Annotated in this window: 21 protein-coding genes and 1 pseudogene; 10 read left to right on the top strand and 12 right to left on the bottom strand. The window is 70.4% G+C overall.

Annotated elements, in window-relative coordinates:
• Window positions 1–3 precede the first annotated feature (3 nt).
• From KME79_RS47435 to KME79_RS19625, 3 genes and pseudogenes are all read right to left on the bottom strand, one after another.
• Window positions 4–1,182, bottom strand: a pseudogene (locus tag KME79_RS47435) (MGH1-like glycoside hydrolase domain-containing protein); the annotation flags it as partial.
• A complete protein-coding gene (locus KME79_RS19630; protein WP_219545674.1) occupies window positions 1,179–1,964 on the bottom strand; it encodes a sugar phosphate isomerase/epimerase family protein in 786 nt (261 codons plus the stop codon). The pseudogene KME79_RS47435 and the gene KME79_RS19630, both read right to left, overlap by 4 nt.
• Window positions 1,961–2,995 (bottom strand): zinc-binding dehydrogenase, encoded by a 1,035-nt coding sequence (locus KME79_RS19625; protein ID WP_219545673.1) that lies wholly within the window; start codon window positions 2,993–2,995, stop codon window positions 1,961–1,963. The genes KME79_RS19630 and KME79_RS19625 overlap by 4 nt, the downstream gene beginning before the upstream one ends.
• Before the next feature lie 476 nt (window positions 2,996–3,471).
• On the opposite strand from KME79_RS19625, the gene KME79_RS19620 reads away from it, so the two are divergent.
• The 4 genes from KME79_RS19620 to KME79_RS19605 are packed head-to-tail and all read left to right on the top strand — an operon-like array spanning window position 3,472 to window position 7,747.
• Window positions 3,472–4,839 carry an ABC transporter substrate-binding protein gene (locus KME79_RS19620; protein WP_219545672.1) on the top strand — a complete coding sequence of 456 codons (1,368 nt, stop codon included), beginning with the start codon at window positions 3,472–3,474 and terminating at the stop codon, window positions 4,837–4,839.
• A complete protein-coding gene (locus tag KME79_RS19615) occupies window positions 4,836–5,753 on the top strand; it encodes a carbohydrate ABC transporter permease (RefSeq protein WP_219545671.1) in 918 nt (305 codons plus the stop codon). Before KME79_RS19620 ends, KME79_RS19615 begins: the two co-directional genes overlap by 4 nt.
• Window positions 5,740–6,585: a carbohydrate ABC transporter permease gene (locus KME79_RS19610; RefSeq protein ID WP_261808811.1), complete on the top strand. Its 846-nt coding sequence runs from the start codon at window positions 5,740–5,742 to the stop codon at window positions 6,583–6,585. The genes KME79_RS19615 and KME79_RS19610 overlap by 14 nt, the downstream gene beginning before the upstream one ends.
• Before the next feature lie 4 nt (window positions 6,586–6,589).
• Window positions 6,590–7,747, top strand: coding sequence for an ROK family transcriptional regulator (locus tag KME79_RS19605; protein WP_219545670.1), 1,158 nt, complete (start codon window positions 6,590–6,592; stop codon window positions 7,745–7,747).
• Here KME79_RS19605 and KME79_RS19600 read toward each other — a convergent pair.
• Window positions 7,740–8,519, bottom strand: a complete 780-nt coding sequence (locus KME79_RS19600; protein ID WP_219545669.1) for a helical backbone metal receptor — start codon at window positions 8,517–8,519, stop codon at window positions 7,740–7,742. The two genes, KME79_RS19605 and KME79_RS19600, sit on opposite strands and share 8 nt — an antisense overlap.
• 91 nt (window positions 8,520–8,610) lie before the next feature.
• On the opposite strand from KME79_RS19600, the gene KME79_RS19595 reads away from it, so the two are divergent.
• Window positions 8,611–9,384: an SAM-dependent methyltransferase gene (locus KME79_RS19595; protein ID WP_219545668.1), complete on the top strand. Its 774-nt coding sequence runs from the start codon at window positions 8,611–8,613 to the stop codon at window positions 9,382–9,384.
• Here KME79_RS19595 and icmF read toward each other — a convergent pair.
• A complete protein-coding gene (gene icmF / locus KME79_RS19590) occupies window positions 9,381–12,578 on the bottom strand; it encodes a fused isobutyryl-CoA mutase/GTPase IcmF (RefSeq protein WP_219545667.1) in 3,198 nt (1,065 codons plus the stop codon). The two genes, KME79_RS19595 and icmF, sit on opposite strands and share 4 nt — an antisense overlap.
• Window positions 12,579–12,665: 87 nt before the next feature.
• Here icmF and KME79_RS19585 point away from each other — a divergent pair, with 87 nt between their 5' ends.
• Window positions 12,666–13,709: a glucose 1-dehydrogenase gene (locus KME79_RS19585; RefSeq protein WP_219545666.1), complete on the top strand. Its 1,044-nt coding sequence runs from the start codon at window positions 12,666–12,668 to the stop codon at window positions 13,707–13,709.
• Between the two features lie 3 nt (window positions 13,710–13,712).
• Here KME79_RS19585 and KME79_RS19580 read toward each other — a convergent pair whose 3' ends face one another.
• Together KME79_RS19580 and KME79_RS19575 are read right to left on the bottom strand one after the other, a co-directional pair.
• A complete protein-coding gene (locus tag KME79_RS19580) occupies window positions 13,713–14,507 on the bottom strand; it encodes a CHAP domain-containing protein (protein ID WP_308248980.1) in 795 nt (264 codons plus the stop codon).
• 159 nt (window positions 14,508–14,666) lie between these two features.
• Entirely contained in the window at window positions 14,667–15,437 is a 771-nt protein-coding gene (locus KME79_RS19575) for a PP2C family protein-serine/threonine phosphatase (RefSeq protein WP_148033970.1), read from the bottom strand.
• A gap of 75 nt (window positions 15,438–15,512) precedes the next feature.
• Between KME79_RS19575 and KME79_RS19570 the strand changes: the two genes are divergently transcribed.
• Window positions 15,513–17,276, top strand: a complete 1,764-nt coding sequence (locus KME79_RS19570) for an HsdM family class I SAM-dependent methyltransferase (protein ID WP_219545664.1) — start codon at window positions 15,513–15,515, stop codon at window positions 17,274–17,276.
• Between the two features lie 40 nt (window positions 17,277–17,316).
• Entirely contained in the window at window positions 17,317–18,204 is an 888-nt protein-coding gene (locus tag KME79_RS19565; RefSeq protein ID WP_148033972.1) for a serine/threonine-protein kinase, read from the top strand.
• 362 nt (window positions 18,205–18,566) lie between these two features.
• Here KME79_RS19565 and KME79_RS19560 read toward each other — a convergent pair whose 3' ends face one another.
• The gene (locus tag KME79_RS19560; protein WP_219545663.1) at window positions 18,567–19,319 is read right to left on the bottom strand and encodes an SDR family oxidoreductase; all 753 of its coding nucleotides are present in this window, start codon (window positions 19,317–19,319) and stop codon (window positions 18,567–18,569) included.
• A 95-nt stretch (window positions 19,320–19,414) separates the two neighbouring features.
• On the opposite strand from KME79_RS19560, the gene KME79_RS19555 reads away from it, so the two are divergent.
• On the top strand, window positions 19,415–19,855 hold the full coding sequence (locus tag KME79_RS19555) for a nitroreductase family deazaflavin-dependent oxidoreductase (RefSeq protein WP_219545662.1): 441 nt from the start codon (window positions 19,415–19,417) through the stop codon (window positions 19,853–19,855).
• Between the two features lie 43 nt (window positions 19,856–19,898).
• On the opposite strand, the gene KME79_RS19550 is transcribed toward KME79_RS19555, so the two are convergent.
• Both KME79_RS19550 and KME79_RS19545 read right to left on the bottom strand, forming a co-directional pair.
• Window positions 19,899–20,936, bottom strand: a complete 1,038-nt coding sequence (locus KME79_RS19550) for a phosphotransferase family protein (protein WP_308248978.1) — start codon at window positions 20,934–20,936, stop codon at window positions 19,899–19,901.
• A 156-nt stretch (window positions 20,937–21,092) separates the two neighbouring features.
• On the bottom strand, window positions 21,093–22,238 hold the full coding sequence (locus tag KME79_RS19545) for an acyl-CoA dehydrogenase family protein (protein WP_308248979.1): 1,146 nt from the start codon (window positions 22,236–22,238) through the stop codon (window positions 21,093–21,095).
• Window positions 22,239–22,445: 207 nt separating this feature from the next.
• Here KME79_RS19545 and KME79_RS19540 point away from each other — a divergent pair, with 207 nt between their 5' ends.
• Window positions 22,446–23,219, top strand: a complete 774-nt coding sequence (locus tag KME79_RS19540; RefSeq protein ID WP_219545659.1) for an SDR family NAD(P)-dependent oxidoreductase — start codon at window positions 22,446–22,448, stop codon at window positions 23,217–23,219.
• Window positions 23,220–23,281: 62 nt separating this feature from the next.
• On the opposite strand, the gene KME79_RS19535 is transcribed toward KME79_RS19540, so the two are convergent.
• Both KME79_RS19535 and KME79_RS19530 read right to left on the bottom strand, forming a co-directional pair.
• On the bottom strand, window positions 23,282–24,091 hold the full coding sequence (locus KME79_RS19535; protein ID WP_219545658.1) for an acetoacetate decarboxylase family protein: 810 nt from the start codon (window positions 24,089–24,091) through the stop codon (window positions 23,282–23,284).
• The gene (locus KME79_RS19530) at window positions 24,091–25,260 is read right to left on the bottom strand and encodes an LLM class flavin-dependent oxidoreductase (protein ID WP_219545657.1); all 1,170 of its coding nucleotides are present in this window, start codon (window positions 25,258–25,260) and stop codon (window positions 24,091–24,093) included. The genes KME79_RS19535 and KME79_RS19530 overlap by 1 nt, the downstream gene beginning before the upstream one ends.
• Between the last annotated feature and the right edge of the window lie 65 nt (window positions 25,261–25,325).

Here is a 25,325-nt window from a genome sequence, read left to right as displayed (position 1 = left end):
GAAGTCGCCGGAGCCGTGCCCCTCCAGCGTGAAGGGGTGGAAGTACTCGCGGAAGCCGGACCGGCCCACCGCGCCGATCATGCCGTCGGCCAGCGCGCCGGCCAGGTCGGGGCGGCGGGCCTTGAGCCCTTGCCAGACCAGCCACGACACGTTGATCCAGCTCGGGCCGCGCCAGTAGCGCACCGGGTCGAACTCGGGGGCGGCCGGGGAGTAGCTCGGCAGCACGCCGTCCTTGAGGCCGAACAGGTCCAGGCCGGTGCCGATCAGCGCGTTCGCGACGTCGCGGGGCAGGCCCGGCAGGATGAGCGGCACCAGACCGGCGGCGCTGCCGGAGCGGATCAGGCAGCCGGTGATGGCGTCACGGGAGTGGAACAGGCCGTCCTGGTAGAGGTGCTCGACCATGGCGGCGGTGACCGCCTCGACCTCGGCGTGGTGCGGCGCGGGATCCCGGCCGATCACCCGCGCGATCTCGGCCAGGGTCGACTCGGCGATCCCGTACGCGGCGTTGAACAGCGGGTCCTCGACCTGGAAGGCGCACGCGCGGCTGTAGCCGGTGTCGCGGTAGGCGCGGGCGAGCGCGATGTAGCGCTCGTAGTCGCGGTCCGTGGGCCGCTCGGCCGGGTCGATGTGGCACAGGTCGCGGCGGGCCACGCCGTTGGGCACCGGCTCCACCGCGGTCAGCGGCAGGTCCCAGGACGGGCTGTTGTCCATGCCCGACTCCCAGGGGTGCACGATCGAGACGAGCCCGTCGGGCCCGCGCCGCTGCGCGCGCAGGAACTCCTGCTGCGCCACCAGCCTGGGGTAGATCCTGGCGAGGAAGGCGGGGTCGGGCTCGGCCAGGTGGACCCGCCAGGCGGCCAGCGCGTGCACGGGCGGCTGCACGATGCCGGAGGTGGTCCAGCCGGACGGGGAGCGCGCGTCCCAGAACCCGGGACCGGGGAAGTAGGCGCCTTCGGGCACCGCCGGGTTGAACACGATGTGCGGCACCCTGCCGTCGTGCCACTGGGCGCCGAACAGGCTGAGCAGCTCGGTCCTGGCCCGGCGGGGCGACCAGCGGGCGTGGCCGATGGCGATGAAGGCGGAGTCCCAGCTCCACTGGTGGGGGTAGAGCGTGCGGGAGGGGACGGTGTGGCTGCCGTCCCAGTTGTCGATCAGGACGCGCAGCGCGTCGCGGAGGATCATAGGAACTTCCTGATGAAGGCCGCTGTCTGGGGGAGGACGATCTCGGGCTCGCCGCGCAGGCGGCATTCGAGCGCGAGGTAGCCGTCGTAGCCGACAGCGTCGAGGGCGGCCAGCTGGGCGCCCCAGTCGAGGTGACCGGTGCCCGGCTGGTTGCGGTTGGACTCGCTGATCTGCATGTGCGCGAGGTAGGGGGCGGCCTCCACCAGGGAGCGGCAGGGGTCGTCCTCCTCGATGTTCATGTGGTACGTGTCGCCGACGACCCTGATCGAGTCCATGGCGCAGTACGAGACGGCCTCGGCCAGGGTGTTGACCATGTGGTTCTCGTACCGGTTGAGGGGCTCCAGCATGATCAGCACGCCGTTGCGCTGCGCGTGCTCGCCCAGGATGCCCAGCGCCTCGGCGAGCACCTCGCGGTCGTCGGCCGCGCTGCGCGGGGGCGTGAACGGGGGCAGCCGGAGGGAGAACTGGCCCCAGGAGGCGGGGGTCATGACGCCGACGCCGCCCAGCTCGCCGATGACCGACAGCTGGGAGCGCAGCTGCTGGATGGCGTCCTTGCGCTTGGCCGGGTCGAAGTCGCCGATGAAGTGCGGCATGTCGACGCACACGGTCGGCATGACCACGCCGTCGGCGAGCGCGCGCTTCAGCTCGGTGAGGCGGCCCGCGAAGTGGAAGTCGCCCTTGCCCCGGAGCTCGATGGCGTCGAACCCGGATTCGACGGCGAACGCGAACTTCTCCTGCAGGGACCGGCCCGGCAGGAGCTGCTCCTGGGCGGCGAGCTTCACTGTGACTCCTCGAAGGTGAAGACGAGCTGGAGCACCTCGGACTGGTGCTTGTCGATCAGGTCGAAGGCCGCGGGCGCCTCGTCCACGGGCACCAGATGGGTGACCAGGCCGCTGACGTCGAGCTCGCCCCGGTGCACGACCTCCATGAACGTCCGCTGGAGCCTTTCGACGTCCCAGCGGTGGGACAGCCAGGAGGCGACGCCGCCGATCTGGGAGGAGATCAGCTGCACCTGGTTGTGGTGGAACTCCTCGCCCAGCCGGAGCCCGAGCCCGTCGCCCTGGTAGAAGCCGGCGGCGACGACCCGGCCGCCCCGCCGCACGGTGCGGATGGCCTCCTGGAGGCCGAGGTGGCTGCCGCTGAGCTCGATCGCGGTGTCGGCGCCCTCGATCCGCTTGCGGATGAACTCGGCGACCGAGCCCGCGTTCACGTCGAACGTCTCGGCCGCGCCGTACTGCCTGGCCAGCTCCAGGCGGGCCGGGATGGCGTCGGCCGCCACCACGCGGGCCCCGCTGAGCACGGCCAGCCGGGTGGCGAGCAGGCCGATGACACCCTGTCCGAAGACGGCGACCTGGTCGCCGAGGTGGATGTCGGCGGCGTGCACGGCGTTGAGCGCGATCGCGCCGACCCGGGCGAAGACCGCGTGCAGCGGGGTCGCGCCGGGCGGCAGGACGTGACCGGCCAGCCGGGCGGCCGGCACGACGGCCTCGGCGCGGTGGCCCCAGATGCCCCAGACGACGCTGCCGACGGCGGGCTCAGCGACGTCGGGCGCCGCCTCCACCACCTCGCCGACCTCCTGGTAGCCCCAGCCGGTCAGCGGGTAGGCGTGCGTCCGCCCATCGAGGAAGAGGCGTCGCTCGACATCCCACCTGCGGTTCAGATAGGGGTTGGTGCCGCGGTAGGCGGTGAGCTCGGTGCCCGCGGAGACACCTGAGTACATCGTACGGACGCGTACGCTGCCCGGGACGAGCTCGGCGGGCGGTTCCAGGCTGACGGAGACCTGGCCCGGTTCTTCGAAGGTGATGACGCGCATTCCCCAACAACTTACGCTTATTGATCAATCAAAAGTCACGGGATTAGTACTGCTCCGCACACCGTAGTCGGGGGCGGATCACTCTAAAGTCTACGACTTCCGTACGAGAAACTTCAGCAAAAAGGGGTTTCAGACATCGAGTTCTGGAAAGCGACCTTACCCGCTATTTGCGGCAGAGCAGCTCCAGAGAGGGTCCCGGCCGCTGGTACCAGCCGGAACCACTTCGCCTCGATGACCGAAATCCGATCAGATTGATCCTTTCGGCGTCGTCTGCCGCGTCTGATGGATACGAGAATTTCGCCCTGCGCAGACCCTCCCTTTACGGTTCGCCGGGCCGTGAGTACCAACCGCGGGCGGCGGAAGGGACGGTCGTGGTCAGCGCCCGGTGCGGCGGGAGGTGCGGAAACGCCTCCGCTGCGTTGCGCGACCTGATCAGAGGGTAAGTGGCCGCATATCCCCATCCAGAGGAGCGCGTCATGCCGAAGAAGGTAACCGCCGTCCTCTCCGTCGCGTTGCTGTCGGCGACCTGCCTGGCGGCCTGCGGCGGCGGCAACGAACAGGAAGCCGGCAACCGGATCACGGTCTGGACCGAGGAGAACCTCGAGGACCGGATGGCCGTGCAACAACAGATCGTCAAGGAGTTCACCCAGCGGACCGGCATCCAGGTCGAGCTCGTGGGCATCGCCGAGGACCAGTTCAGCCAGGTCGTCACCTCGGCCGCGGCGGCGGGCGACCTGCCCGACGTGATCGGGGCGCTGCCCCTGGCGTCCGTCCGTGAGCTGGAGGCCAACGACCTCCTCGACACCGAGACCCCTGGCAAGATCGTCGACCAGCTCGGCCGCGACACGTTCTCGGCCCGCGCGCTGGAGCTCGACACCGGCGACGGCAAGCTGCTCGCGGTGCCCAGCGACGGCTGGGCCCAGCTCATCCTCTACCGCAAGGACCTGTTCGAGAAGGCCGGCCTTCGACCGCCCGACACCTACGAGGCGCTGGAGGCGGCCGCGGCCAAGCTGAACACCGGCGGCGTCGCGGGCATCACGCTCGCCGTGGCGCCGAAGGACTCCTTCACCGCGCAGAGCTTCGAGCACGTGGCGCTGGCCAACGGCTGCGAGCTGGTGGACGACGCGGGGAAGGTCACGCTCGGCTCGCCGCAGTGCGTGAAGGCCTTCGAGTTCTACACGAACCTGGCGAAGAACTACTCGGTCAAGGGCACCCAGGACGTCGACTCCACCAGGGCCACCTACTTCTCCGGCAAGGCGGCCATGACCATCTGGTCGTCGTTCATCCTCGACGAGCTGGCGGGGCTGCGCAAGGACGCGCTGCCGAGCTGCGCGCAGTGCCGGGAGAACCCCGAGTGGCTGGCCGAGAACACCGGCGTCGTGACCGCGCTGAAGGGGCCCGACGGGAGCGCGCCCGCGCAGTACGGCGAGATCGTCTCGTGGGCGATCATGCGTGACGCCAAGACGGACCCGTCGAGCAGGTTCGTCTCGTACATGATGAACGAGGGCTACGAGCGGTGGCTCGGGATGGCGCCGGAGGGCAAGTTCCCCACCCGTCAGGGCTACGCGGAGAAGTGGGAGGCGCTGGAGGCCGGCGTCGACACCAAGAAGCCGCTGGGCGACGTCTACCCGCCCGAGGTGCTCGAAGCGCTGCGCACCAGCCCCGAGACGTTCGACCGGTGGGGCATCCCGCAGGGCCAGGGCAAGCTGGTCGGCGCCGTGATGGGCGAGCTGCCCGTGCCCACCGCGCTGAGCGCGGTCGTGGCCGGATCGATCACTCCTCAGCAGGCCGCCGCCCAGGCCGCACGGGAGGTCGAGACCATCAAGCGCGGGATCCGCGAGTGAGGCGCGGGCGGACCCTGCCGGAGCAGGAGGGCAGGGCCGGGCTGGCGCTCATCTCGCCCACCCTGGTCATCACGCTGGTCGTGGTGGTCGTGCCGCTGCTGTGGGCGATCATGCTGGCGTTCCAGGACGTCCGGCTGATCAACATCCGCCAGTCCGGGCTCTTCGGCGACTACACGCTGGACAACTTCGCGTACGTGCTCGCCGAGCCGGGGTTCTGGTCGGCCCTGGTCAACACGCTCGTCTACACGGTGGCGGGCACGGCGCTGTCGATCGTGATCGGGCTGGTCGCGGCGCTGGCGCTGCGCGGCCGGTTCAGGGGCCGCACGGTGGTGCGGGCCTCGATCCTGATCCCGTACGTGGCGCCGGTCGTGGCGGTGGCGTTCCTGTGGGAGACGATGCTCAACCCGCAGTACGGGATCGTCAACACCTGGCTGGAGGAGCCGATCGCCTTCCTCACCCAGGCCCGGGGCACCTTCCTGGGCGTCGAGGTGCCGGTGGCGCTGCTCACGGTGATCGCCTTCGAGGCGTGGCGCTACTTCCCGTTCGCCTTCCTGTTCATCCTGGCCAGGATCCAGGCGCTGCCGTCGGAGCTGGAGGAGGCGGCGGTGGTCGACGGGGCCACGCCGACCCAGCGCTTCCGCTACGTGATCCTGCCGCAGCTGTGGCGGATCATCGCGCTGCTGTCGGTGCTGCGGTTCGTGTTCACGTTCACCAAGTTCGACGACGTCTACCTGCTGACCGGGGGCGGCGCCGGCACCGAGGTGGTCAGCGTGCGGGTCTACAACTTCCTGACCGCCCGCGACGACATCGGCGCCTCGGCCGCCCAGGCGATCGTGCTCGCGGTCGTGCTGGTCGTGTTCCTCGTCGTCTATCTCAGGTTCTTCGGCGGAGGTGAACGCGGTGAGCAGGGATAGGTTCGAGCGGGCGCTGTTCAGGGTGCTGCGGCCGGTGGTGATCGCGGTGCTCTTCCTGGCCACCGCGTTCCCCTTCTACTACATGGTCATGCTGTCGTTCCGGGACATCCAGGAGCTGATCCTGGAGCCCGGCTCGCTCTGGCCGCGGAGCTTCACCTTCGACACGTACGCGGACGTCCTGGACCGGCAGGGGTTCCTGACCTTCATGCGCAACAGCGCGATCGTCGCCGTCGCGTCGGTGGCGGTGACCCTGCTGATCTCAATTCCCGGCGCGTACGCGGTGGCCCGGCTGGAGTTCTTCGGGCGCCGCCAGGTGCATTTCCTGTTTCTGGCGGTCTATCTTTTCCCGGCCATCGTGCTGGCCATTCCGCTGTTCGTGCTGTTCACCATGCTCGGGCTGCGGGGGTCGCTCGTCGGCCTGATCCTGGTTTACATCGCGCAGACCGTGCCCGTCACGGTATACATGCTGCGCAACTACTTCGAGACCGTGCCGCAGAGCGTGGAGGAGGCGGCCGCGATCGACGGCTGCGGCCGCCTGTCGACCATCTGGCGGGTGGTGCTGCCGCTGTCCAAGCCCGCGCTCATGGCGACCGGCCTCTACGTGTTCATGATCGCCTGGAACGAGTTCCTGTTCGCCCTGCTCTTCCTGGTGGAGAAGCGGGACAGCTGGACCGTCTCACTCGGGCTCTCACAGCTGGCGGGCAGTATCGAGATCCCGACGACGGTGCTCATGGCAGGATCGGTGGTTCTGACACTGCCCATCGTGATCATTTTCTTCGCCAGTGAGCGGCTCCTGACGGAGGGGCTCACGGCGGGAGCGGAGAAGGGATAGACCCATGCTGACGGCGGGGCAGGTCCTCCAGCTCATCCGCGACCGCACCTGCCGCACCCGTAAGGAACTGATCGAGGTCACCGGCCTGTCCCGGTCGACCGTCACCGACCGGGTCGACCGGCTGATCGAGGCCGGATACATCCACGAGTCCGGCGTCGCGACCTCCGGGGGCGGGCGGCCGCCCTCGGTGCTCGACATCGACGCCACCAGCCGGCTGGCGCTGGTGGCCGACCTCGGCGCCAGTCACGCCCGGGTCGCGCTGACCGACCTCGCGGCCCGGCCGATGGCCGAGGAGCACATCGAGATGCGCATCGCGCGGGGTCCGGAGGCGGTGCTCACGTGGGTGCGGCAGGCGTTCCGGCGGCTGCTCGACCGCACCGGCCGCCCCGCCGGCCAGGTCTGCGGCATCGGGCTCAACCTGCCCGGCTCGGTCGACCACGCCTCGGGGCGGATGATCAGGTCGTTCCTGATGCCCGGCTGGGACGACCATCCGATCAGCGAGGCGCTGCGGGCGGAGTTCGAGGTGCCTGTCCTGGTGGAGAACGACGCCAACGCGATGGCGCTGGGCGAGTGGTGGTCGTCCTGGCGCGGCTGCGCGTCGCTCGTCCTGGTCAAGGTGTCCACCGGGATCGGCACCGGCATCGTGCTGGACGGCCGGGTCTACCGGGGCGTCGAGGAGGCGGCCGGCAACCTGGGCCACGTCCGGCTGTCGGAGTCCGACGACCGGGTGTGCACGTGCGGCTCGCGCGGCTGCGTGGCCTCGCTGGCCAGCGGCCACGCCATCGCCACCGACCTGGGCCGCGACACCAGCCGTGACGTGGTGCGGCTGGTGCACAGCGGTGACCCTGCGGCCATCGCGCGCGTCCAGGAGGGCGGGCGGACGCTGGGCGTCGTGCTGGCCACCGCGGTCAGCCTGCTGAACCCCGGCGTGCTGGTGCTGGCCGGCGACATGGCCGAGACCGGCGAACACTACCTGACGGGCATCAGGGAGAGCGTCTACCGCAGGAGCCTGCCGTACACGACCCGCAACCTGGACATCGTCACCAGCTCGCTGGGCGACCGGGCGGGCATCGTGGGCACCGCGGTGATCGTCATGGAGCACGTGCTGTCGCCGCGGGCCGTGGACGCCGCGCTGGCCGCGCGGTCCGGCGCCGTCACCTGAGCGCCCGCTCCAGCTCCGCCCTGGCCTCCGTGAGGGAGGGCCCGTACCAGGTGAGCAGCCGGCCGCTGACCGGCACGCAGCGCAGGCCGGGGAACGACTCGGGGCCGTCGGTGTCGCCGAAGGCGTACGGCTCGTCCGGCAGCACCACCAGGTCGGGGGCGGCGCCGGCGAGCTCGGGGAGCGGGATCCTGGGATAGCGCTCGGGGTGGTCCGCGTACAGGTTGCGCACCCCGAGCCGGGCCAGCACGTCGCCGGTGAAGGTGTCGCGGCCGACGACCATCCAGGGGCGGCGCCAGATCGGGATGACCGCCGTGCGCCGCGGGCCGCGGTACGGCTCCCGCCAGACCTCTCCGGCCTCGGCCAGCCAGGCGGGGACGGCTGTGCGGCAGGCGCCGGTGAACATGCGGGCCAGTGAGGTGAAGGCCTGGTCGAGGGTCTCGATCCTGGTCACCCAGACGGGCACGCCGGCCGCGCGCAGCGCCTCGATGTCGGGGGCGCGGTTCTCCTCGGCGTTGGCCAGCACGACGTCGGGGCGCAGCCGCCGGATGGCCTCCAGGTCCGGGTTCTTGGTGCCCCCGATCCTGGTCACGTCCAGGTCCGCCGGGTGCGTGCACCAGTCGGTGGCGCCGGTCAGGGCGCCGGGCAGGGTGGCGGCCACCGACTCGGTCAGCGACGGCACGAGAGAGACGATGCCGGAAACCGTCTCCGGTATCTGGACGGGAACTCCGGTGTCGTCTCGGAGGGCGGAATTCTCGCTTTTCAAACCAGACATCTTCCCCACAAATCACATTACTGGCGCATAGAATCTTGGAAAGATATTCTCATCTCCGGACCTGGGGGGCAGCCGGTTGGAGTCAGCGTCCATGGAGTTCGATCCGAACACGCCCAACGTCGCCCGGATGTACGACTACTACCTGGGCGGAAAAGACCATTTCCCGGCTGACCGGGAGGCGGCCGAGCAGATTCTCCGCATCGTGCCCGAGGCGAAGCTGGCCGCGCGGGCCAACCGGGCGTTCCTCGGCAGGGCCGTACGCCACCTGACCGGTCTGGGCGTCCGGCAGTTCCTCGACATCGGCACCGGCCTGCCCAGCCAGGGAGCCGTGCACGAGGTGGCCGACGGCTCCAGGGTGGTCTACGTCGATCTGGACCCGGTGGTCCTGGTGCACGCCAGGATGATGCTCGACGGCCAGGACAACGCCGCCGTCCAGGGCGACGTGCGCAATCCCAAGGAGATCCTCGACCACCCGGAGGTACGGAGGATCATCGACTTCCGGGAGCCCGTCGCCGTCCTGCTGGTCGCGATCATGCACTTCGTCCAGGAGTCCGAGAACCCGCGCGAGATCATCAGGACGCTGCGCGACGCGATGGCCCCGGGCAGCTATCTGGTCCTGAGCCACGGCACCAGCGACTCCCGGCCGGACGCCGTCGAGGACGGCACCGAGGTCTACAGCCGGGCCACCTCGCCGCTCGTGCTGCGCGACCGCGCCGGCATCGCGGCCCTGTTCGAGGGCTTCGAGCTGCTGGAACCCGGGCTGGTGTGGCTGCCCGAGTGGCGGCCCACCGAGGAGGACACCATCGACTTCGTCGACGACCCCTCCTCCTCGCTGGGCCTGTGCGGCGTCGCCCGCAGGAACTAGACGTTGCGGCGGTACTGCCCGCCCGCCTCGAAGAGCGCCTCGGTGATCTGGCCCAGCGTGCACACGCGGGCCGCGTCCATGAGCACCTCGAAGGCGTTTCCGTCGGACATCGCCACCTCGCGCAGCCGGGCCAGCGCCGCCGGGGCCTCGTCGCGGTGCCGCTCCTGGAAGGCGGTCAGCCGATCCAGCTGCGAGCGCTTCTCCTCCTCGGTCCCCCGGGCCAGCTCCAGCTTGTGCGGGACGTGGTCGTCGCCGTTGCGGAACGTGTTGACCCCGATGATCGGCAGTGACCCGTCGTGCTTGCGCGTCTCGTACAGCATCGACTCGTCCTGGATCTTGCCGCGCTGGTAGCCGGTCTCCATCGCGCCGAGCACGCCGCCCCGGTCGGACAGCCGCTCGAACTCGCTCAGCACCGCCTCCTCCACCAGGTCGGTCAGCTCGTCGATGACGAACGAGCCCTGCAGCGGGTTCTCGTTGCGCGCCAGGCCCCACTCGCGGTTGATGATGAGCTGGATCGCCATCGCCCGGCGCACCGAGTCGGCCGACGGGGTGGTGACGGCCTCGTCGAAGGCGTTGGTGTGCAGGCTGTTGCAGTGGTCGTAGACGGCGATCAGGGCCTGCAGGGTGGTGCGGATGTCGTTGAAGTTCATCTCCTGCGCGTGCAGCGACCGGCCGGAGGTCTGGATGTGGTACTTGAGCTTCTGCGACCGCTCCCCCGCGCCGTACCTCTCCCGCATGGCGACCGCCCAGATGCGCCGGGCCACCCGGCCGAGCACGCTGTACTCGGGGTCCATGCCGTTGGAGAAGAAGAACGACAGGTTGGGCGCGAAGTCGTCCACGTCCATGCCCCTTGCCAGGTACGCCTCCACGTAGGTGAAGCCGTTGGCCAGGGTGAAGGCGAGCTGGCTGATCGGGTTGGCGCCGGCCTCGGCGATGTGGTAGCCGGAGATCGACACCGAGTAGAAGTTGCGGACCCGGTTGCGGATGAACCATTCCTGGATGTCGGCCATCATCCGCAGGCTGAACTCGGTGGAGAAGATGCAGGTGTTCTGGCCCTGGTCCTCCTTGAGGATGTCGGCCTGCACGGTGCCGCGCACGGTGGCCAGCGTGCGGGCGCGGAGCTCGCCCGCCTCCTCCGCCGACGGCTCGCGGCCGTGCTCCTCGCGGAAGCGGTCGAGCGCCTGGTCGACGGCGGTGTTGAGGAAGAAGGCCAGGATCGTCGGCGCGGGGCCGTTGATGGTCATCGACACGGAGGTGCTGGGTGACGACAGGTCGAAGCCGTCGTACAGGACCTTCATGTCGTCGAGCGTCGCGATCGACACCCCCGACGTCCCGACTTTTCCGTAAATGTCGGGCCGGAGGTCCGGGTCGTTCCCGTAGAGCGTCACCGAGTCGAACGCGGTCGACAGCCGGGTCGCCGGCTGGCCCTCCGACAGCAGCTTGAAGCGCCGGTTGGTGCGGAACGGGTCGCCCTCGCCCGCGAACATCCGCGTCGGGTCCTCGTCGTCCCGCTTGAACGGGAACACGCCCGCGGTGAACGGGAACCGGCCCGGCAGGTTCTCGGCGCGCAGCCAGCGCAGCAGCTCGCCGTGGTCCTCGAAGCGGGGCAGCGCGACCCGGGGGACGCGGTTGCCGGACAGGGTCTCGCGCCAGAGCGGGGTGTGGATCTCCCGGTCGCGCACCCGTACGACCAGCTCGTCCGCGCTGTAGCGGGCCCTGGTCTCGGGCCAGTCGTCCAGCAGCGCCCGGCTCTCCTCGGTCAGCTCCCGCCCGGCCTGCTCGCTCAGCCTCGCCAGCCGCTCGTCCTCCTCGCCGAGCAGCGCCCGCACCGCCTCCAGCTGCTGGCGGCGGCGCGCCACCTCGGCCTGCGCGCGGGTCTCCTCGTGGTACGCGCGCACGCTCTCGGCGATCTCGGCCAGGTAGCGCACCCGCGACGGCGGCACGATGGCCGCGGACGCTTGCGAGGTACGGCCCTGGACGGGCGCCAGCAGGCCGGGGCCCGCCTGCAGGCCCTTCTCCGCCAGCAGGTCCTTGAGGTGGTGGTAGAGGGCGGTGACGCCGGCGTCGTTGTAGCGGGCCGCGATCGTGCCGAACACCGGCATGTCCTCGGGCCTGACGCCGAACGCCTCCCGGTTGCGCACCATCTGACGGCGCACGTCGCGCAGCGCGTCCTCGGCCCCGCGCCGCTCGAACTTGTTGATCACCACGGCCTCGGCGAAGTCGAGCATGTCGATCTTCTCCAGCTGGGAGGCGGCGCCGAACTCCGGCGTCATCACGTAGATCGGCACGTCCACGTGCGGGACGATGCCGGCGTCGCCCTGGCCGATGCCGGGCGTCTCCACCACGACCAGGTCGTGCCCGGCGGCCCGGCAGGCGGTGATCACGTCGTCCAGGCAGGCGGGCACCTCGCTGGGCGCGCCCCTGGTGGCGAGCGAGCGGAAGTAGGTCTGCGGGCTCAGGCTGTTCATCCTGATCCGGTCGCCGAGCAGCGCGCCGCCGCCCCGCCTGCGCGTCGGGTCGATGGCGATGACCGCGATGCGCAGCTTGTCGTCGTTGTCCACCCGGAACCGGCGGACCAGCTCGTCGGTGAGCGAGGACTTGCCCGACCCGCCGGTGCCCGTGATGCCCAGCACCGGGGCGTTCCTGCGGGCCGCGCGCAGTCCTTCGACCAGCTCCGCCGGGGCCCGTCCCGACTCGATGAGGGTGATCGCGCGGGCCAGGGCCGCCTGGTCGCCGGAGACCACGGCCTCCACCGAGGGCACGCCCTCCAGCTCGACGTCGCACTCCTCGACCAACTTGTTGATCATCCCGGGCAGGCCCAGCCGCTGGCCGTCCTCGGGCGAGAAGACCCGCGCGACGCCCCGGGAGTGGAGCAGCTCGATCTCCTCGGGCACGATCACCCCGCCGCCGCCCCCGTACACCCTGATGTGGCCCGCGCCGCGCTCGCGCAGCAGGTCCACCAGGTAGGTGAAGAACTCCACGTGGCCGCCCTGGTAGGAGCTGATCGCCACGCCCTGGACGTCCTCCTGGATCGCGGCGTCGACGATCTCCTCCACCGAGCGGTTGTGCCCGAGATGGATGACCTCGGCCCCCTGGGTCTGGAGGATGCGCCGCATGATGTTGATCGCCGCGTCGTGACCGTCGAACAACGCCGCCGCCGTCACGAAACGTACGGGATGCACGGGTACATGCACGCCTGCTCACTCCTTCGTCAGTGGCCCTGTCATGAAGATACTAGGACGTCCTACTATTTCCCAGGCTTCCCTGGGTAGGGGTGCCTCATGCGTGCGATGACTTTGGTGCCGGGCAAGCAGGGCACGCTCGGCGTCACGGAGGTTCCCGATCCCCGGCCGAAGCCGGGCGAGCTGCTTGTCCAGGGCCTGGCGCTGGGCATCTGCGGGACCGACAGGGAGCTCGTCTCGGGCGAGTACGGCTTCCCGGGAGACGAGCCGATGATCCTCGGGCACGAGTCGCTGGGGCGGGTGCTGGAGGCGCCGGAGGGGTCCGCGTTCTCCCCCGGCGACCTGGTGGTGGGCGTGGTGCGCCGGCCCGACCCGGTGCCCTGCGGAGCCTGCGCCAGGGGCGAGTTCGACATGTGCCGCAACGGCGAGTACACCGAGCGCGGCATCAAGGAACGCGACGGCTACGGCAGCGAGCAGTGGACGGTCGAGGCCGGTTACGCGGTCAAGGTGGACCCGGCGCTGGGAGTGCTCGGCGTGCTGGTCGAGCCCACGTCCGTGCTCGCCAAGGCGTGGGAGCACATCGAGCGGATCGGCTCGCGGGCCTGGTTCCAGCCGGAGAGGGTGCTCGTCACCGGGGCCGGGCCCATCGGGCTGCTGGCGGCGCTGCTCAGCAAGCAGCGCGGGCTGGAGGTGCACGTCCTGGACCGGGCGGAGAGCGGGCTCAAGCCCGAGCTGGTCACCGGCCTGGGCGCCACCTACCACTCGGGCAGCAGCCTGGACGCGGTCGGCGGCTACCGGCCCGACGTCATCATCGAGGCGACCGGCTCCGGGTCACTCGTCTTCGAGTCCATGCTCAACACGGCGGCGGCCGGCATCGTCTGCCTGACCGGCGTCTCCAGCGGCGGACGGCACCTGCGGGCGGACGCGGGGCAGATCAACCGCGACATCGTGCTGGAGAACGACGTCGTCTTCGGCACCGTCAACGCCAACCTGCGCCACTACCGGGACGCCGCGAAGGCCCTTCAGGAAGCGGACCGTTCCTGGCTGGACGCCCTCATCACCCGCCGCCTCCCGCTGAAGGAGTACGAGGCGGCCTTCGAGAAGGGCGACCACGTCAAGGTCGTCATCTCCCTGGAGTCCTGAGGGTCAGGGCTGGGGGTCGTAGGGACGGCGGCGACGGGGCGCGCCCGCGGCCACCGACTCCCTCGGCGGCGGCCCGGGCTGGGTGGGCACCGGGCTCCGCATGACGTACTGGGGTCCGATCCGCTCGATCTCCGGCTGGGCCGATGGCTCGTTCCACGGACCGTGACGATGATGGCCGCGGCGACGGCCCGCGAGGCGGAAGGCGATCACCACGGTGGTGACCACGATGAGGAGCAGCAGGGCCACCGGCGTGCCGATCAGGTCGAGCGGGTTGCTCCCTGGCTTGTCGGCCCGCTCGCGTAACGGGAACGGGTGCTCGGTCTCCCGGATCTCCGTCCGCTCGGCGTTGGCCTGGACGACCCGCGGCAGGCCGTAGCCCACGACCTTGTCGGTGTCGCGGACCTTGCGCTTGAGCCACACGCGGTCGACGTTCGCCTCGATGGTGTGGATCTTGCCGCCTTCGACCCGTTCGACGATGCCGACGTGGTCGACACCCTTGTAGCTCTTGCCGCCCCGCCAGTCGAAGAAGACCAGCGCCCCGGGTTCGGGCTTCTTCGTCCAGGCGCCCTGCTCGATGAACCAGACGGCATGGGACGGTGTCCAGGCGAACTGGCCGACGTACTCGCCGATGCCTGCCTTGTCGGCGGCCCAGGCGATGAACATGTCACACCACGGCGCGTCCTTGTACTGGGGGTCCTGGACGCGCTCGGCGTACCAGTGGCCGAACTTGGTGTGCTGGCCGCCCTTCTCCCGGTACCCGAGTTCCTTTCGGACCGTTTTGAGTAACTTATCCGCGATCGGGTCCAGCTCGACTCCCCCCAGAGGCGTGGCAGATCACGATGGACTGTAATCGCGGCATCTCGGATGTGCGCGTGACACCCGGAAAGTGTCAAGCTATGAGCCGATATTTCGGTTGTGGTGCGGAAGTGAGACCAGAGGCAGGTGGGACCGGTGGTGTTACGCGCCCGCGCCCACGCGGTAGATCTGGTCGTCTCCCGCGCCGGGGGCGACCACATCCGCCACGATGACGGTCACGTTGTCCGGCGAGCCTCCCTCGTTGGCCAGATCGATCAACCGCTGGACGGCCGCCGCCGGGTCTGCCACCGTGGTCAGCACCTCGTGCAGGACCTCGGGCCCGAGCACCGTCGTGAGCCCGTCGGAGCAGAGGAGGTAGCGATCGTCGGGGTCGGCCTCACGCAGCGCCAGGTCGGCGTCAGCCCTGCCCTCGCTGCCCAGCACGCGCAGCACCATCGAGCGGCGCGGGTGGACCGCGGCCTGGTCTTCGGTGATGCGCCCCTCGTCGACCATCGACTGGACGAGCGTGTGGTCCTTGGTCATCTGGTAAAGAGCGCCGTCGCGAAGCAGGTATCCGCGAGAATCACCCAGGTGGGCCAGCGAGAACCGGAAGCCGTCGAACAACATCGCGGTCACCGTCGTGCCCATGCCCCTGCGCGCGGGGTCGATCTCGGCCAGCTCGACCAGCCTGCGCCCGGCCTCGCGGACCGCGCCGTCGAGCGCCGACTCCAGGTCGCACCCCGTCTCGGGAAGCGTGGCGTCGAGCTCGCGCATGACGGCGATCGCCGCCGCGCTCGCCAGCTCGCCGGCCGCGTGTCCGCCCATCCCGTCAGCCACCACGAGCAACCGGCCACTCGCGTATCCGGAATCCTCATTCTGCTCCCGGCGGCGGCCCACATCTGATCCGGCGGCATAGCGGATGTTGTGCTTCATACCCCGCAGTAAATCACTGGTTGAAAGACTTCACAAGCAGATGCGCTGAAGACTCCATTGAACTATGGTGGCCCCATGAGCCACGACCCGACCCTGAACGCCGGGGACATCGCCCGGCTCGCCGGTGTCGGGCGTGCCGCCGTCAGCAACTGGCGCCGCCGCCACGACGACTTCCCCTTGCCCATAGGCGGCACGGCCAATCAACCCCTCTTCTCGCTGCCGCAAGTGGAGGCGTGGCTGCGCCGCTACGGGAAGTCCTACCAGTTGTCGGTGGCGGACCGTGCGTGGCAACGCCTGAAAACCGCGGGAGATTTGCGACTCGGCGAGGTGGTGGCCCAGGCCGGCGCCCTGCTGACCTCGGGCGACAGCGACCTCGGGCCCGAGCAGGCGGAGCCGGTGTCGGAGCTGGCCGAGCGCCACGGGGCGCTGACCGCCTACGAGTTCCTCGTCGAGCGCTATCTGGAGGCCCACTCCCGGCAGCTCTCCGTCACCCGCGACGACATCGCCGGCCTGATGGTCGCCCTCGTCGGCGACGCCCCCACCGTCCTCGACCCCGCCTGCGGCGTCGGCACCCTCCTGCTCCACGCCGCCGGCGGGGGCGGGGCGGTGACGCGGCGGCTGCTCGGGCAGGAGCTGAGCGAGAGCTCCGCCGCGATCGCGGCCGCGCGCCTGCGGCTGCGCGACGCCGACGCCACGATCACGTCCGGCGACGCCATGCGGCACGACGCGTTCGCCGGCGAGAAGGCCGACGCGGTCGTCTGCGACCCGCCGTTCAACGAGCGCGCCTGGGGTTACGAGGAACTGGTCGGCGACCCCCGGTGGGAGTACGGCCTGCCGCCGCGCGGCGAGCCCGAGCTGGCCTGGGTGCAACACTGCCTGACCCACGTCAAGCCGGGCGGCCTGGTCGCGATCCTCATGCCGCCCGCCGCCGCGAGCCGCAAGGCCGGCCGGCGCATCCGCGCCAACCTGCTGCGCGCCGGTGCGCTGCGTGCCGTGGTGGCCCTGCCCGGCTGCGACCTGTGGCTGCTACGCCGCCCGGCCACGGGCGAGCGGCCGCCGTCCGACGTGCTGATCCTCGACGCCGCCGCCGACCCGTCCGTCGTGGAGCCGGCCTGGCGCGCCTACCTGCGCGACGGCTCCGGCCAGACCGTACGCATCATCGACCTGCTGGCCGACGAGGTCGACATGACCCCGGCCCGCCACCAGCGGCGGGAGAACGTGGGCCGGGCGTTCGCCGAGACCCGCGACCGGTTCCTGGCGGCCGCGACCACGCCGCCCGACCTCAAGGTGCTGGAGCAGCCGCTCGACCAGCCCGCCACCACGGTCGGCGACCTGATCAAGGAGGGCCTGGTGGCGGTCTCGCAGGCCCCGCCCAGGATGGCCGTCGGCGACGGCGACCTCCCGGTGCTGACCGCCGACGACCTGTCCGCCGGGGCTCCCCCGTCCGGCCGCACCATCAGCCAGCGGGGTCTGGTCCCGATCCAGCCGGGTGACGTGGTCGCCTCCTACTCCTCCGTACGGGTGATCTCCGACGGCGGCGGCGTGCTCGGCCCGCAACTGACGCTCTACCGCGTCGACGCCCGCAGGCTCGACCCCGACTTCCTGGCGGGCTTCCTGCGCGCGGCCGGCAGCCGCGCGTCCACCGGCTCCAGCAGGTTCGACGTGCGGCGCACCCGCCTGCCGCGGCTCTCGCTCAAGGAGCAGCGCCCGTACGGTGAGGCGTTCCGGCAGCTCGCGGTGCTCGAAGACGCGCTGCGGGAGACGTCGGAGCTGGGCCAGACGCTGATCCGGCTGGGTCTCGACGGGCTCACCGACGGCCACCTGCACCCACAGTCCTGACGGTGTAGTTTTTCCCCGGAAGGGCGCGGGAGGGGGGCATATGGTCATCGGCGACCGCTATGTGCTCGACGATCTTCCTCTCGGCCAGGGCGGCATGGGCGCCGTCTACGCGGGCCACGACCGCCACCTCGATCGCAAGGTCGCGGTCAAGCTGCTGCGCCTGCCCAGCGGCCCCGATCAGGAGCTGGAGCTCCGCTTCACCCGCGAGGCGCGCATCCTGGCCCGGCTCGAACACCCGGGCGCCCCCGTCCTCTATGACTTCGGCACCCACGAGCAGCGGCTCTACCAGGTGATGCAGTTCATCGAGGGCGTCACGGTGGCCGACGTGGTGAGCGAGCACGGGCCGCTGCCGGTGCCGTGGGCCGCCGCCATCGCCGCGCAGGCCTGCGCCGTCCTGACGGCCGCGCACGCGCTGTCGATCTGTCACCGCGACCTCAAGCCGACCAACCTCATGCTCTGCCCCGACGGCAGCGTCAAGGTGCTCGACTTCGGCCTGGCCATGCTCCGGGACGCCGACGTGACGACCTTCACCCGGATCGGGCAGATCCTGGGCACGCCCGCCTACATGGCCCCGGAGCAGATCCAGCACGGCGTCGCCGAGCCCCGCAGCGACCTCTACTCCCTGGGCTGCGTCCTGCACGAGATGCTGACGGGCAGGCAGCTGTTCACCGGGCCGACCGACTACGTGGTGTTCGAGAAGCAGGTGAAGGAGCGGCCACCGGCCATCCCCGGGCTTCCCGCCGGGCTGGGCGCCCTCCTGGCCCGGCTGCTGGAGAAGCAGCCGGGCGACCGGCCCGCCGACGCCGACGAGCTCTACCGGTTGCTGGAACCGTTCGCGGTGGCGCTGCCGATGCTGCCGGGCTTCCTCACGTCCTCTCCCAGCCCGGGGCGGATGTACGCGCGGATGGTGGGCCGGGTGCTCAGCTAGCGGGTCAGGCGACGAGCAGAAGCACCCGGATCGCCCGCACCCCAGCGAGCCGACCACGCGAGAAAGGGCGAGGATCCGAGCCCGGCCGCTAGCGGGACGGCGGAGGACGCGGCACCTGTCACGCATCAGGGTCGGCACCGCGGGCCGCGGTGATGTCTGGGCGTTCCGGCGCAGCGCGCGGCAAGCGATGGCCCACCGGTGCGTCTCCGACGGCCCGTCGTAGATGCGGAACGGGCGCACCTCACGCAGGAACCGGCCGAGCAGGATGTCGCCGCCGGAGGTGCGGCCAGATCCACGATGTGCGGCTCATGAGCCAGATCGATGGCCACCAGATCAACCTCTCCTCGTGGTCAGCGTGGTCTTCAGATACCGCCCGTCAGCGTCAGCCCGCCGTCCACGACCAGGGTCTGGCCCGTGACCCAGGAGGCGTCGTCCGAGGCCAGGAAGGCGACCGCGGCCGCCACGTCCTCCGGCTCGCCCAGCCGGCCCAGCGGATACGTCCCGGCCAGAGCCTGCTCCTTGCCGTCGATGAGGGCCCCGGCGAACCTGGTGCGCACGACGGCCGGGGCGACCGCGTTCACGCGCACGTCCGGTGCCAGCTCGGCGGCCAGTTGCCGGGTCAGGTGCATGAGTGCGGCCTTGCTCGTGCCATAGAAGCCGATCTTGTCCGCCGGTCGCAGCCCCGCGGCCGAGGCCACGTTCACGATGACGCCGCAGCTCGCGGTCCGGCAGGCCAGGCGCGCCCAAGACAGCGCGGCGATGACGTTCACTTCCATGATCTTGCGCAGCGCGCTCCGCTCCGCGTCGAAGAGCGGCCCATACGCGGGATTGACGCCCGTGTTGTTGACCAGCACGTCGATCCGGCCGAACCGGTCCACGACCTTCCGGACGGTCTGCGCCTGGTGGTCCTCGTCGTCGGAGGCGCCGGCGCTGTGGAACGCGTGACCGGGGCCGCCGAGCAGGGCCACCGCTTCGGCCAGCCCAGCCTCGCGGCGGCCGGTGACGCACACCCGGCCGCCCTCGGTCACGATGCGCCGCGCGATCGCCAGGCCGATGCCGCGGCTGGCTCCGGTCACCACCGCCACCTTGCCGGCGAAGCGTTCGCTGCCGCCCACAGCCGCACCTCCTGATTGCGTTTTTTGTAAGCAGTTGCTTAGATGATGCGTACGCTAACGAGCGTGCGGCCGAACCGTCAACCGAGGAGAAGCCCGTGGCACTGGAAGGGGACTACGCAGCCAGCCCGAAGGCCAACGTCCGCGAGCAGGTCGCCGAGTACGAGGCGTCCGGCGGCGCGAGGGGCGGCACCATCGGGGAGCAAGACTGGCCGATCGTGGTGATCACGTCGGTGGGCGCGAAGTCCGGCAAGCTACGCAAGACCCCCGTCATCCGGGTCGAGCGCGATGGCGCCTACGCGGCGGTCGCGTCACTGGGCGGAGCCCCCGAGAACCCGCTCTGGTACCACAACCTGCTCGCCTGCCCCGAGGTGGAGCTCCAGGACGGCCCCCACCGGGCCGCCTACCGCGCCCGGCTGCTGTCCGGGGAGGAGCGCGGTGAATGGTGGGACGTCGCCACCGCGGCCTATCCCCCGTACGAGGAGTACCAGCGGCGTACGGAGCGGCTCATCCCGGTGTTCGTGCTCGAACGCGTGTGAGGGAGCCGGCCGGCGCGCCCTCCCCGGCCGGGCGCGCCGGAGATCAGCCGGAGCGGCCGTCGAGTGCGGCCAGTCCGGCGGCGAGCAGCGGCCGGACCGCCTCGCCCACCTGGTCGAATCCCTGCCCCAGGGTCTGCCCCCGCAGATGCCGGTAATGGATGCCCTCCAGGATGACCGCGAGCTTGAGATGGGCCAGGCCCAGGTGGAAGCCGAGCGGGGCCAGGTCGCGCCCGCCCGCCTCGGCGTACGCCTCCAGTTGCTCGCGAGCGCCCGGATATCCGGATGCGGCGCCGTAGTCGGCGATCGTGGCGCCACCGGCGACCTGGTACAAGCGGTCATAGACCAGCATCAGCGCGACATCGGCCAGGGGGTCGCCCAGCGTGGCCATCTCCCAGTCGACCACGGCGCGGACCGGCTGCTCGGCCGTGAGGTCCATCAGGAGGTTGTCCAGCCGGTAGTCACCGTGGACGAGTCCCGAAGCCCGTCCGTCGTCGGTGTCCGGGATCTCGTCGCCGAGACGGCTGAGCAGGCGATCCGCGTCGGGCAGCTCTCGCGACGCCGAGCCCGCGAGCTGGACGCCCCAGCGGCGGATCTGGCGTGCGAGGAAACGTTCCGGCCGGCCGAAGGCGCCCAGCCCCACCCGCTCGGGGTCCACCGCGTGCAAGCGCGCGAGGACACCGACCATCTGCCGCGCCATGGCGGCGGTGGGCCGGGGGCCCAGCTCTTCGAGCTGCGCGGCATCGCGGTAGACGGTGCCCGCGACGTGCTGCATCACGTAGAAGCGCACGCCCAGGACCTCCGGGTCGGAGCACAGGGCGTAGGTCTCGGGGACCGGGACGTCCGTTCCGGCCAGCGCGGTCATCACGGTGTACTCGCGGCGCATGTCGTGTGCGGTGTCCTGCACGTGTCCCAGCGGAGGGCGCCGCACGATCCACCACGACACGCCGTCGGTGACCTCGTAGGTCAGATTCGACTTCCCACCCGGGATCATCCTCGCCCTCAGGGGGCCCGCGATCTCGTCCGGGCGCTCCGCGTCGTACCACCGCCGGAACGCCTTGAGGTCGAGGCCTGGCAGATCCACTGCCGGCGGATCGAGCGGACTCTCCGTGAGACCGTGGTCGCGCGTCGGCATCCAGTCACCGTCTTCCCGGTCGCAGGAAACCGCAGCGCGGGGCGACCAAACCAACCTACCAAAGCTAATCATCTGCTCATATACCTGCGAGCGCCGGCGCACGGATCACAGACCGAGGTCCCGGCCGATGAGCTCCTTCATGATCTCGTTGGAGCCGGCCCAGATGGGGGTCACGCGGGCGTCCCGCCAGGCACGCGCCACGCGGTACTCGTTCATGTAGCCGTAGCCGCCGTGCAACTGGACGCAGGCGTCGATCACCTCGTTCTGCACGTGCGCCGACCACCACTTCGCCTTGGCCGCGTCCACCGCCGTCAGCCGCCCCTCGGCGTGCGCCGCGATCGCCTGGTCAACGTACGCCTGTGAGACCTCGATCTGGGTGACGAGCTCGGCGAGCCTGAACTTGTTGTACTGGAATGCGCCAACCGGGCGGCCGAAGGCCCGGCGTTCCTTGGCGTACTCGATGGTCTCCCGGAGGATCTGCGCGGCGTTGGCCACGTTGGACACGGCCGCGCTGAGCCGCTCTTGCGGAAGCCGCTCCATCATGTGGACGAACCCGCCGTCGACCTCGCCGATGACGTTCCCGTGCGGCACGCGGACGTCGTCGAAGAACAGCTCGGCCGTGTCGGCCTCGGGCTGCCCCACCTTGTCCAGCTTCCGGCCGCGGGTGAACCCGTCCGTCCCCGCCTCGACGGCGAAGAGCGTGATCCCCCTGGCCTTTCTGGCCGGGCTGGTGCTGGCGGCCACGATCACCAGATCCGCCGAGCAGCCGTTGGTGATGAAGGTCTTCGCACCGTTGAGCACCCAGACGTCACCGTCGCGCACCGCGGTGGTTCGCAGCGCCGCGAGGTCCGATCCGGCGCTCGGCTCGGTCATGGCGATCGCCGTGACCAGCTCTCCAGAGCAGAACCCGGGCAGCCAACGCCGCCGCTGCGTCTCGCCGGCGAGTTCCACCAGGTACGGGGCCACCACGTCGTAGTGGATGCTGAGCGAGGAGGCCAGCGCCGCCGACACATGGGCGAGCTCCTCGCCGAGCAGGGCGCTGTAGCGGTAGTCGCCCGATTCCGAGCCGCCGTAGTGCTCGGGGACTCCCAGCCCCAGAAAGCCCAATTTGCCCGCTTCGATCCAGAGGTCGCGCGGGAACGCCCGCTCGTCGATGAACTGCTCGGTGCGCGGCCACACGTGCCGGTCGAGAAACGTACGAACCGAACTCCGGAACGCCTCGTGATCGGAGTTGTAGACGCTGCGCTTCACGTGACCTCGCACGGCATGATGGCCCGACATCCAGAAACTAATCGCTTGCTTAGCATCTACTGAGGCCGGCGACTTTGTCAACATGCCCTGACCGGCTGGAGCAAGCAGCTCCACACCGCCGCCTGACTGGCGGCGGACACTTGACTCGAATTCCGTGGAAGCTCTACGTTCTGATCAATCGATCACGAATTGGACAGGAGGGCCACCATGAGGACCATCGTCACGGGAGCCGCTTCGGGGATCGGACGCGCGGTCGCCCGGAGGCTGGCTTCGGACGCGGCCCGCGCCGGGGAGGACCTGCGGATCGCCCTCCTGGACATCGACGCGTCCGGCGTCGATGATCTGGCGCGCGAGCTGGGGCCCGGCGCGCTCGCGGTCCAGGTGGACCTGGGCCGGGACGCTTCCCTGGTCCAGGCCGTGTCCACCGCCCTGGACCATCTCGGCGGCGGGCTCGACGGGCTGGTGAGCAACGCGGGCGTGATCTCACCGGCGCCGCTCAAGGACGTCCGCGCCGAGGTCTGGGACCGGGATTTCTCGATCAACACCCGCGCCTGCCTGCGCCTGGCCCAGGAGTGCTACGAGGCGCTCCGCGGGGCGCGGGGGAGCATCGTCGTGACCGCCTCCGTCTCCGGCACCCATCCCACCGCCGACGTAGGGGCGTACTGCTCGAACAAGGCGGCCGTGAGCATGCTGGCCCGTCAGATCGCCAGGGAGTGGGGTCCGGACGGCATCCGGTGCAACGTGGTCTCGCCGGGTTCCACGTTCACCGGAATGACCCGTGCCGGGCTTGAGAAGCCGGGTGTCATGGAGCGGCGCGGCGCGCAGGTGCCCCTCGGCCGCGTCGGCGTCCCGGAGGACGTCGCAGCCGTGGTGGCCTTCCTTCTCGGCCCGGACGCCGCGTACGTCAGCGGGGCGGACATCCCCGTCGACGGCGGCTGGACCGCCGCCCTCATGCCGAAGGTGTCGACCGTCGAGGCGTGAACCAGCTCTCCGGGCCGGCGAGGATCCCTCCACGACCGCGCCGGCCCGACGGCCCTACGGCCCTACGCCGGAAGGTCGAGACGCCGGGTCTCACCGCGGAACAGCTTGCAGTCGACGGCGTGCCAGCTGGAGGCGGTGAGCTGCGAGAGCCGGGGCAGCGCCGCCAGAGCCGCCATGATCTTGCTTGAGTAGGGCGCCTCCACCGCGGTCGGGACGTTCAGCTCAAGCTCCCCGGCGCCCTTCCACATCTGGACGTACGGGATGTCCATCCGGATCGCGACGGGATAGTCGGCGTCGACGGTGCCGCCCGGACCCGGGATGTACTTCCAGTAGTAGCTGCGCGCCTCGCGCATCCGCTCCAGCGCGGCGTCGAGCTCCGGGCGCGAGACCTCCCGCAGCCCGTGCAGCCGGCCGCGGACCAGCAACGCCTCGTACTCGTGACAGGTGAACTCGTGGTCCTCCCCGCCGGCCCGCGCCACGGGGATGTCGGCGAAGAGCTTCGGCGACCCCATGAGCTCCCGCCCGGCCAGTACGGGAGCGCAGTCGGACTCCCAGATCACCCAGGAGTACGGGTTCACCGGCGACCCCTCCACCGCGTCGCAGTGCGTGGTGACCCGGAAGGTGACCAGCCGGTAGTCCCTGCCGCCCATCCAGCCCATCCGGATCATGTGGCGGTAGCACACCGAGACCACGGGCCGCTCAGCCGGGCGGAACCAGCGCGGCAGCAGGGCTTCGACCGCCTCGGGCGAGGTCTCGAAGAAGATCTCCGAGCCCCGGATGTCGAAACCCTCCTCCACGTCGGGGGCCACCGACGGCCCGAAGGCGGCCGGCATGTCATAACGGACACCGGGGGTCAGCTCGACGCCTCCCATCAGGCCTTCCCCTCCCAGCCCGGCGACGTCGCCGCTCGATCGGAGACCACCGCTCGGTAGGGCATCGCCCGCGGCTCCGGGCCGCCGAAGGTCTTGATCGTGGGCAGGACTTCTCTCGCGAACAACCGCATGCTTCTCTCCACCGTGTCCTGGGGCATGTCCCCGAAACTGTGCAAGGTGATCAGATGGCCCACCTCGGCCGTCTCCTGCAACTCCCGGATCTGCTCGATCACCTCGCCGGGGGTGCCGAACAGGCCCGCCGAGGCCTGGTCCTCGTAGCCCGCTCTCACGTAGCGCTCCCGCTCCTCTTCGGTGGCGCCGGGCATGAAGTACTCCGAGGCGAGCCGGTCGTAGTGCCACATCGTCATCGCACTCGTCCGGCGCCAGTAGCGCTCGCCGATCTCCCTGGCGCGTTCGCCATCCTCGTGGACGTGCACCGTGGTGGCGATCGCCGAGGTCGAGGCCGGCCAGCCGTGGCTGGTCCGCAGGGCGTTGAACCTGCCGAGGTTCTCCCGCAGGGTGTCCCACCCGCGGTAGTTCGTGAAGAGCGGGGCGGCCCCGGAGTGGGCGGCGAACTCGAGCGACTCGACCGACGCCCAGGTCATCAGCAGGTTCTCGGTGAGATCCGGGCTGAGCGGGCGCGGCCGGATGCTGGTGCGGGGGATCCGGAAGTGCTCGCCGTCGAAGGAGAAGAACTCCTGGGTCAGCGCGAGCCGCACGATCTCCAGGCACTCGGCCATCCGGCCCCGCGACTCCTCGTACGGCACGCCCAGGGTGTTGTACTCGCGGGCCGCGAAGCCGCGCCCGACGCCGATGTTGAGCTTGCGGCCGTCGAGCAGGACGTCGAGGATCGCCAGGTTCTCCGCCAGCTTCAGCGGCTCGTGCCACGGCAGCACCAGCACCATCGTGCCCAGATCGATCCGCTTCGTGCGCCCCGCGATGTACGACAGGATCTGCGTGGGATTCGCCGTCATCCCGTACGGGGTGAAATGGTGCTCGATCGTCCAGAACGAGTCGAACCCCAGCGGCTCCACCAGATCGGCCATCGCGATCTCACGGCGGAACTGGTCGACGTCCGGGACCGGATAGGAGCGACCGAACCGCCCTTCCCTGGTCCGTTCCTCGAACTCCGGCAGGTTCGCGAACCACGCCGACACACCGACCTTCACCAGCACCTCCGAATACTTCACACGGGACCGGCCGCTCGGAACTCACGAGGTCAGAGCAGGGCCAA

It is taken from the genome of Nonomuraea harbinensis (assembly GCF_019396385.1).
Classification (GTDB): Bacteria; Actinomycetota; Actinomycetes; order Streptosporangiales; family Streptosporangiaceae; genus Nonomuraea; species Nonomuraea ferruginea.
The sequence above is the reverse complement of the archived record's forward strand: the minus strand, read 5'-3'. Positions and strand labels throughout refer to the sequence as shown.

Excerpts from the sequence above, each read along its gene's own strand:
- KME79_RS19585 (WP_219545666.1), top strand. The coding sequence starts at position 12,666 with ATGCGTGCGATGACTTTGGTGCCGGGCAAGCAGGGCACGCTCGGCGTC.
- KME79_RS19575 (WP_148033970.1), bottom strand. The coding sequence starts at position 15,437 with ATGAAGCACAACATCCGCTATGCCGCCGGATCAGATGTGGGCCGCCGC.
- KME79_RS19570 (WP_219545664.1), top strand. The coding sequence starts at position 15,513 with ATGAGCCACGACCCGACCCTGAACGCCGGGGACATCGCCCGGCTCGCC.
- KME79_RS19595 (WP_219545668.1), top strand. The coding sequence starts at position 8,611 with ATGGAGTTCGATCCGAACACGCCCAACGTCGCCCGGATGTACGACTAC.
- KME79_RS19600 (WP_219545669.1), bottom strand. The coding sequence starts at position 8,519 with ATGTCTGGTTTGAAAAGCGAGAATTCCGCCCTCCGAGACGACACCGGA.
- KME79_RS19605 (WP_219545670.1), top strand. The coding sequence starts at position 6,590 with ATGCTGACGGCGGGGCAGGTCCTCCAGCTCATCCGCGACCGCACCTGC.
- KME79_RS19565 (WP_148033972.1), top strand. The coding sequence starts at position 17,317 with ATGGTCATCGGCGACCGCTATGTGCTCGACGATCTTCCTCTCGGCCAG.
- KME79_RS19625 (WP_219545673.1), bottom strand. The coding sequence starts at position 2,995 with ATGCGCGTCATCACCTTCGAAGAACCGGGCCAGGTCTCCGTCAGCCTG.
- KME79_RS19620 (WP_219545672.1), top strand. The coding sequence starts at position 3,472 with ATGCCGAAGAAGGTAACCGCCGTCCTCTCCGTCGCGTTGCTGTCGGCG.
- KME79_RS19535 (WP_219545658.1), bottom strand. The coding sequence starts at position 24,091 with ATGGGAGGCGTCGAGCTGACCCCCGGTGTCCGTTATGACATGCCGGCC.
- KME79_RS19540 (WP_219545659.1), top strand. The coding sequence starts at position 22,446 with ATGAGGACCATCGTCACGGGAGCCGCTTCGGGGATCGGACGCGCGGTC.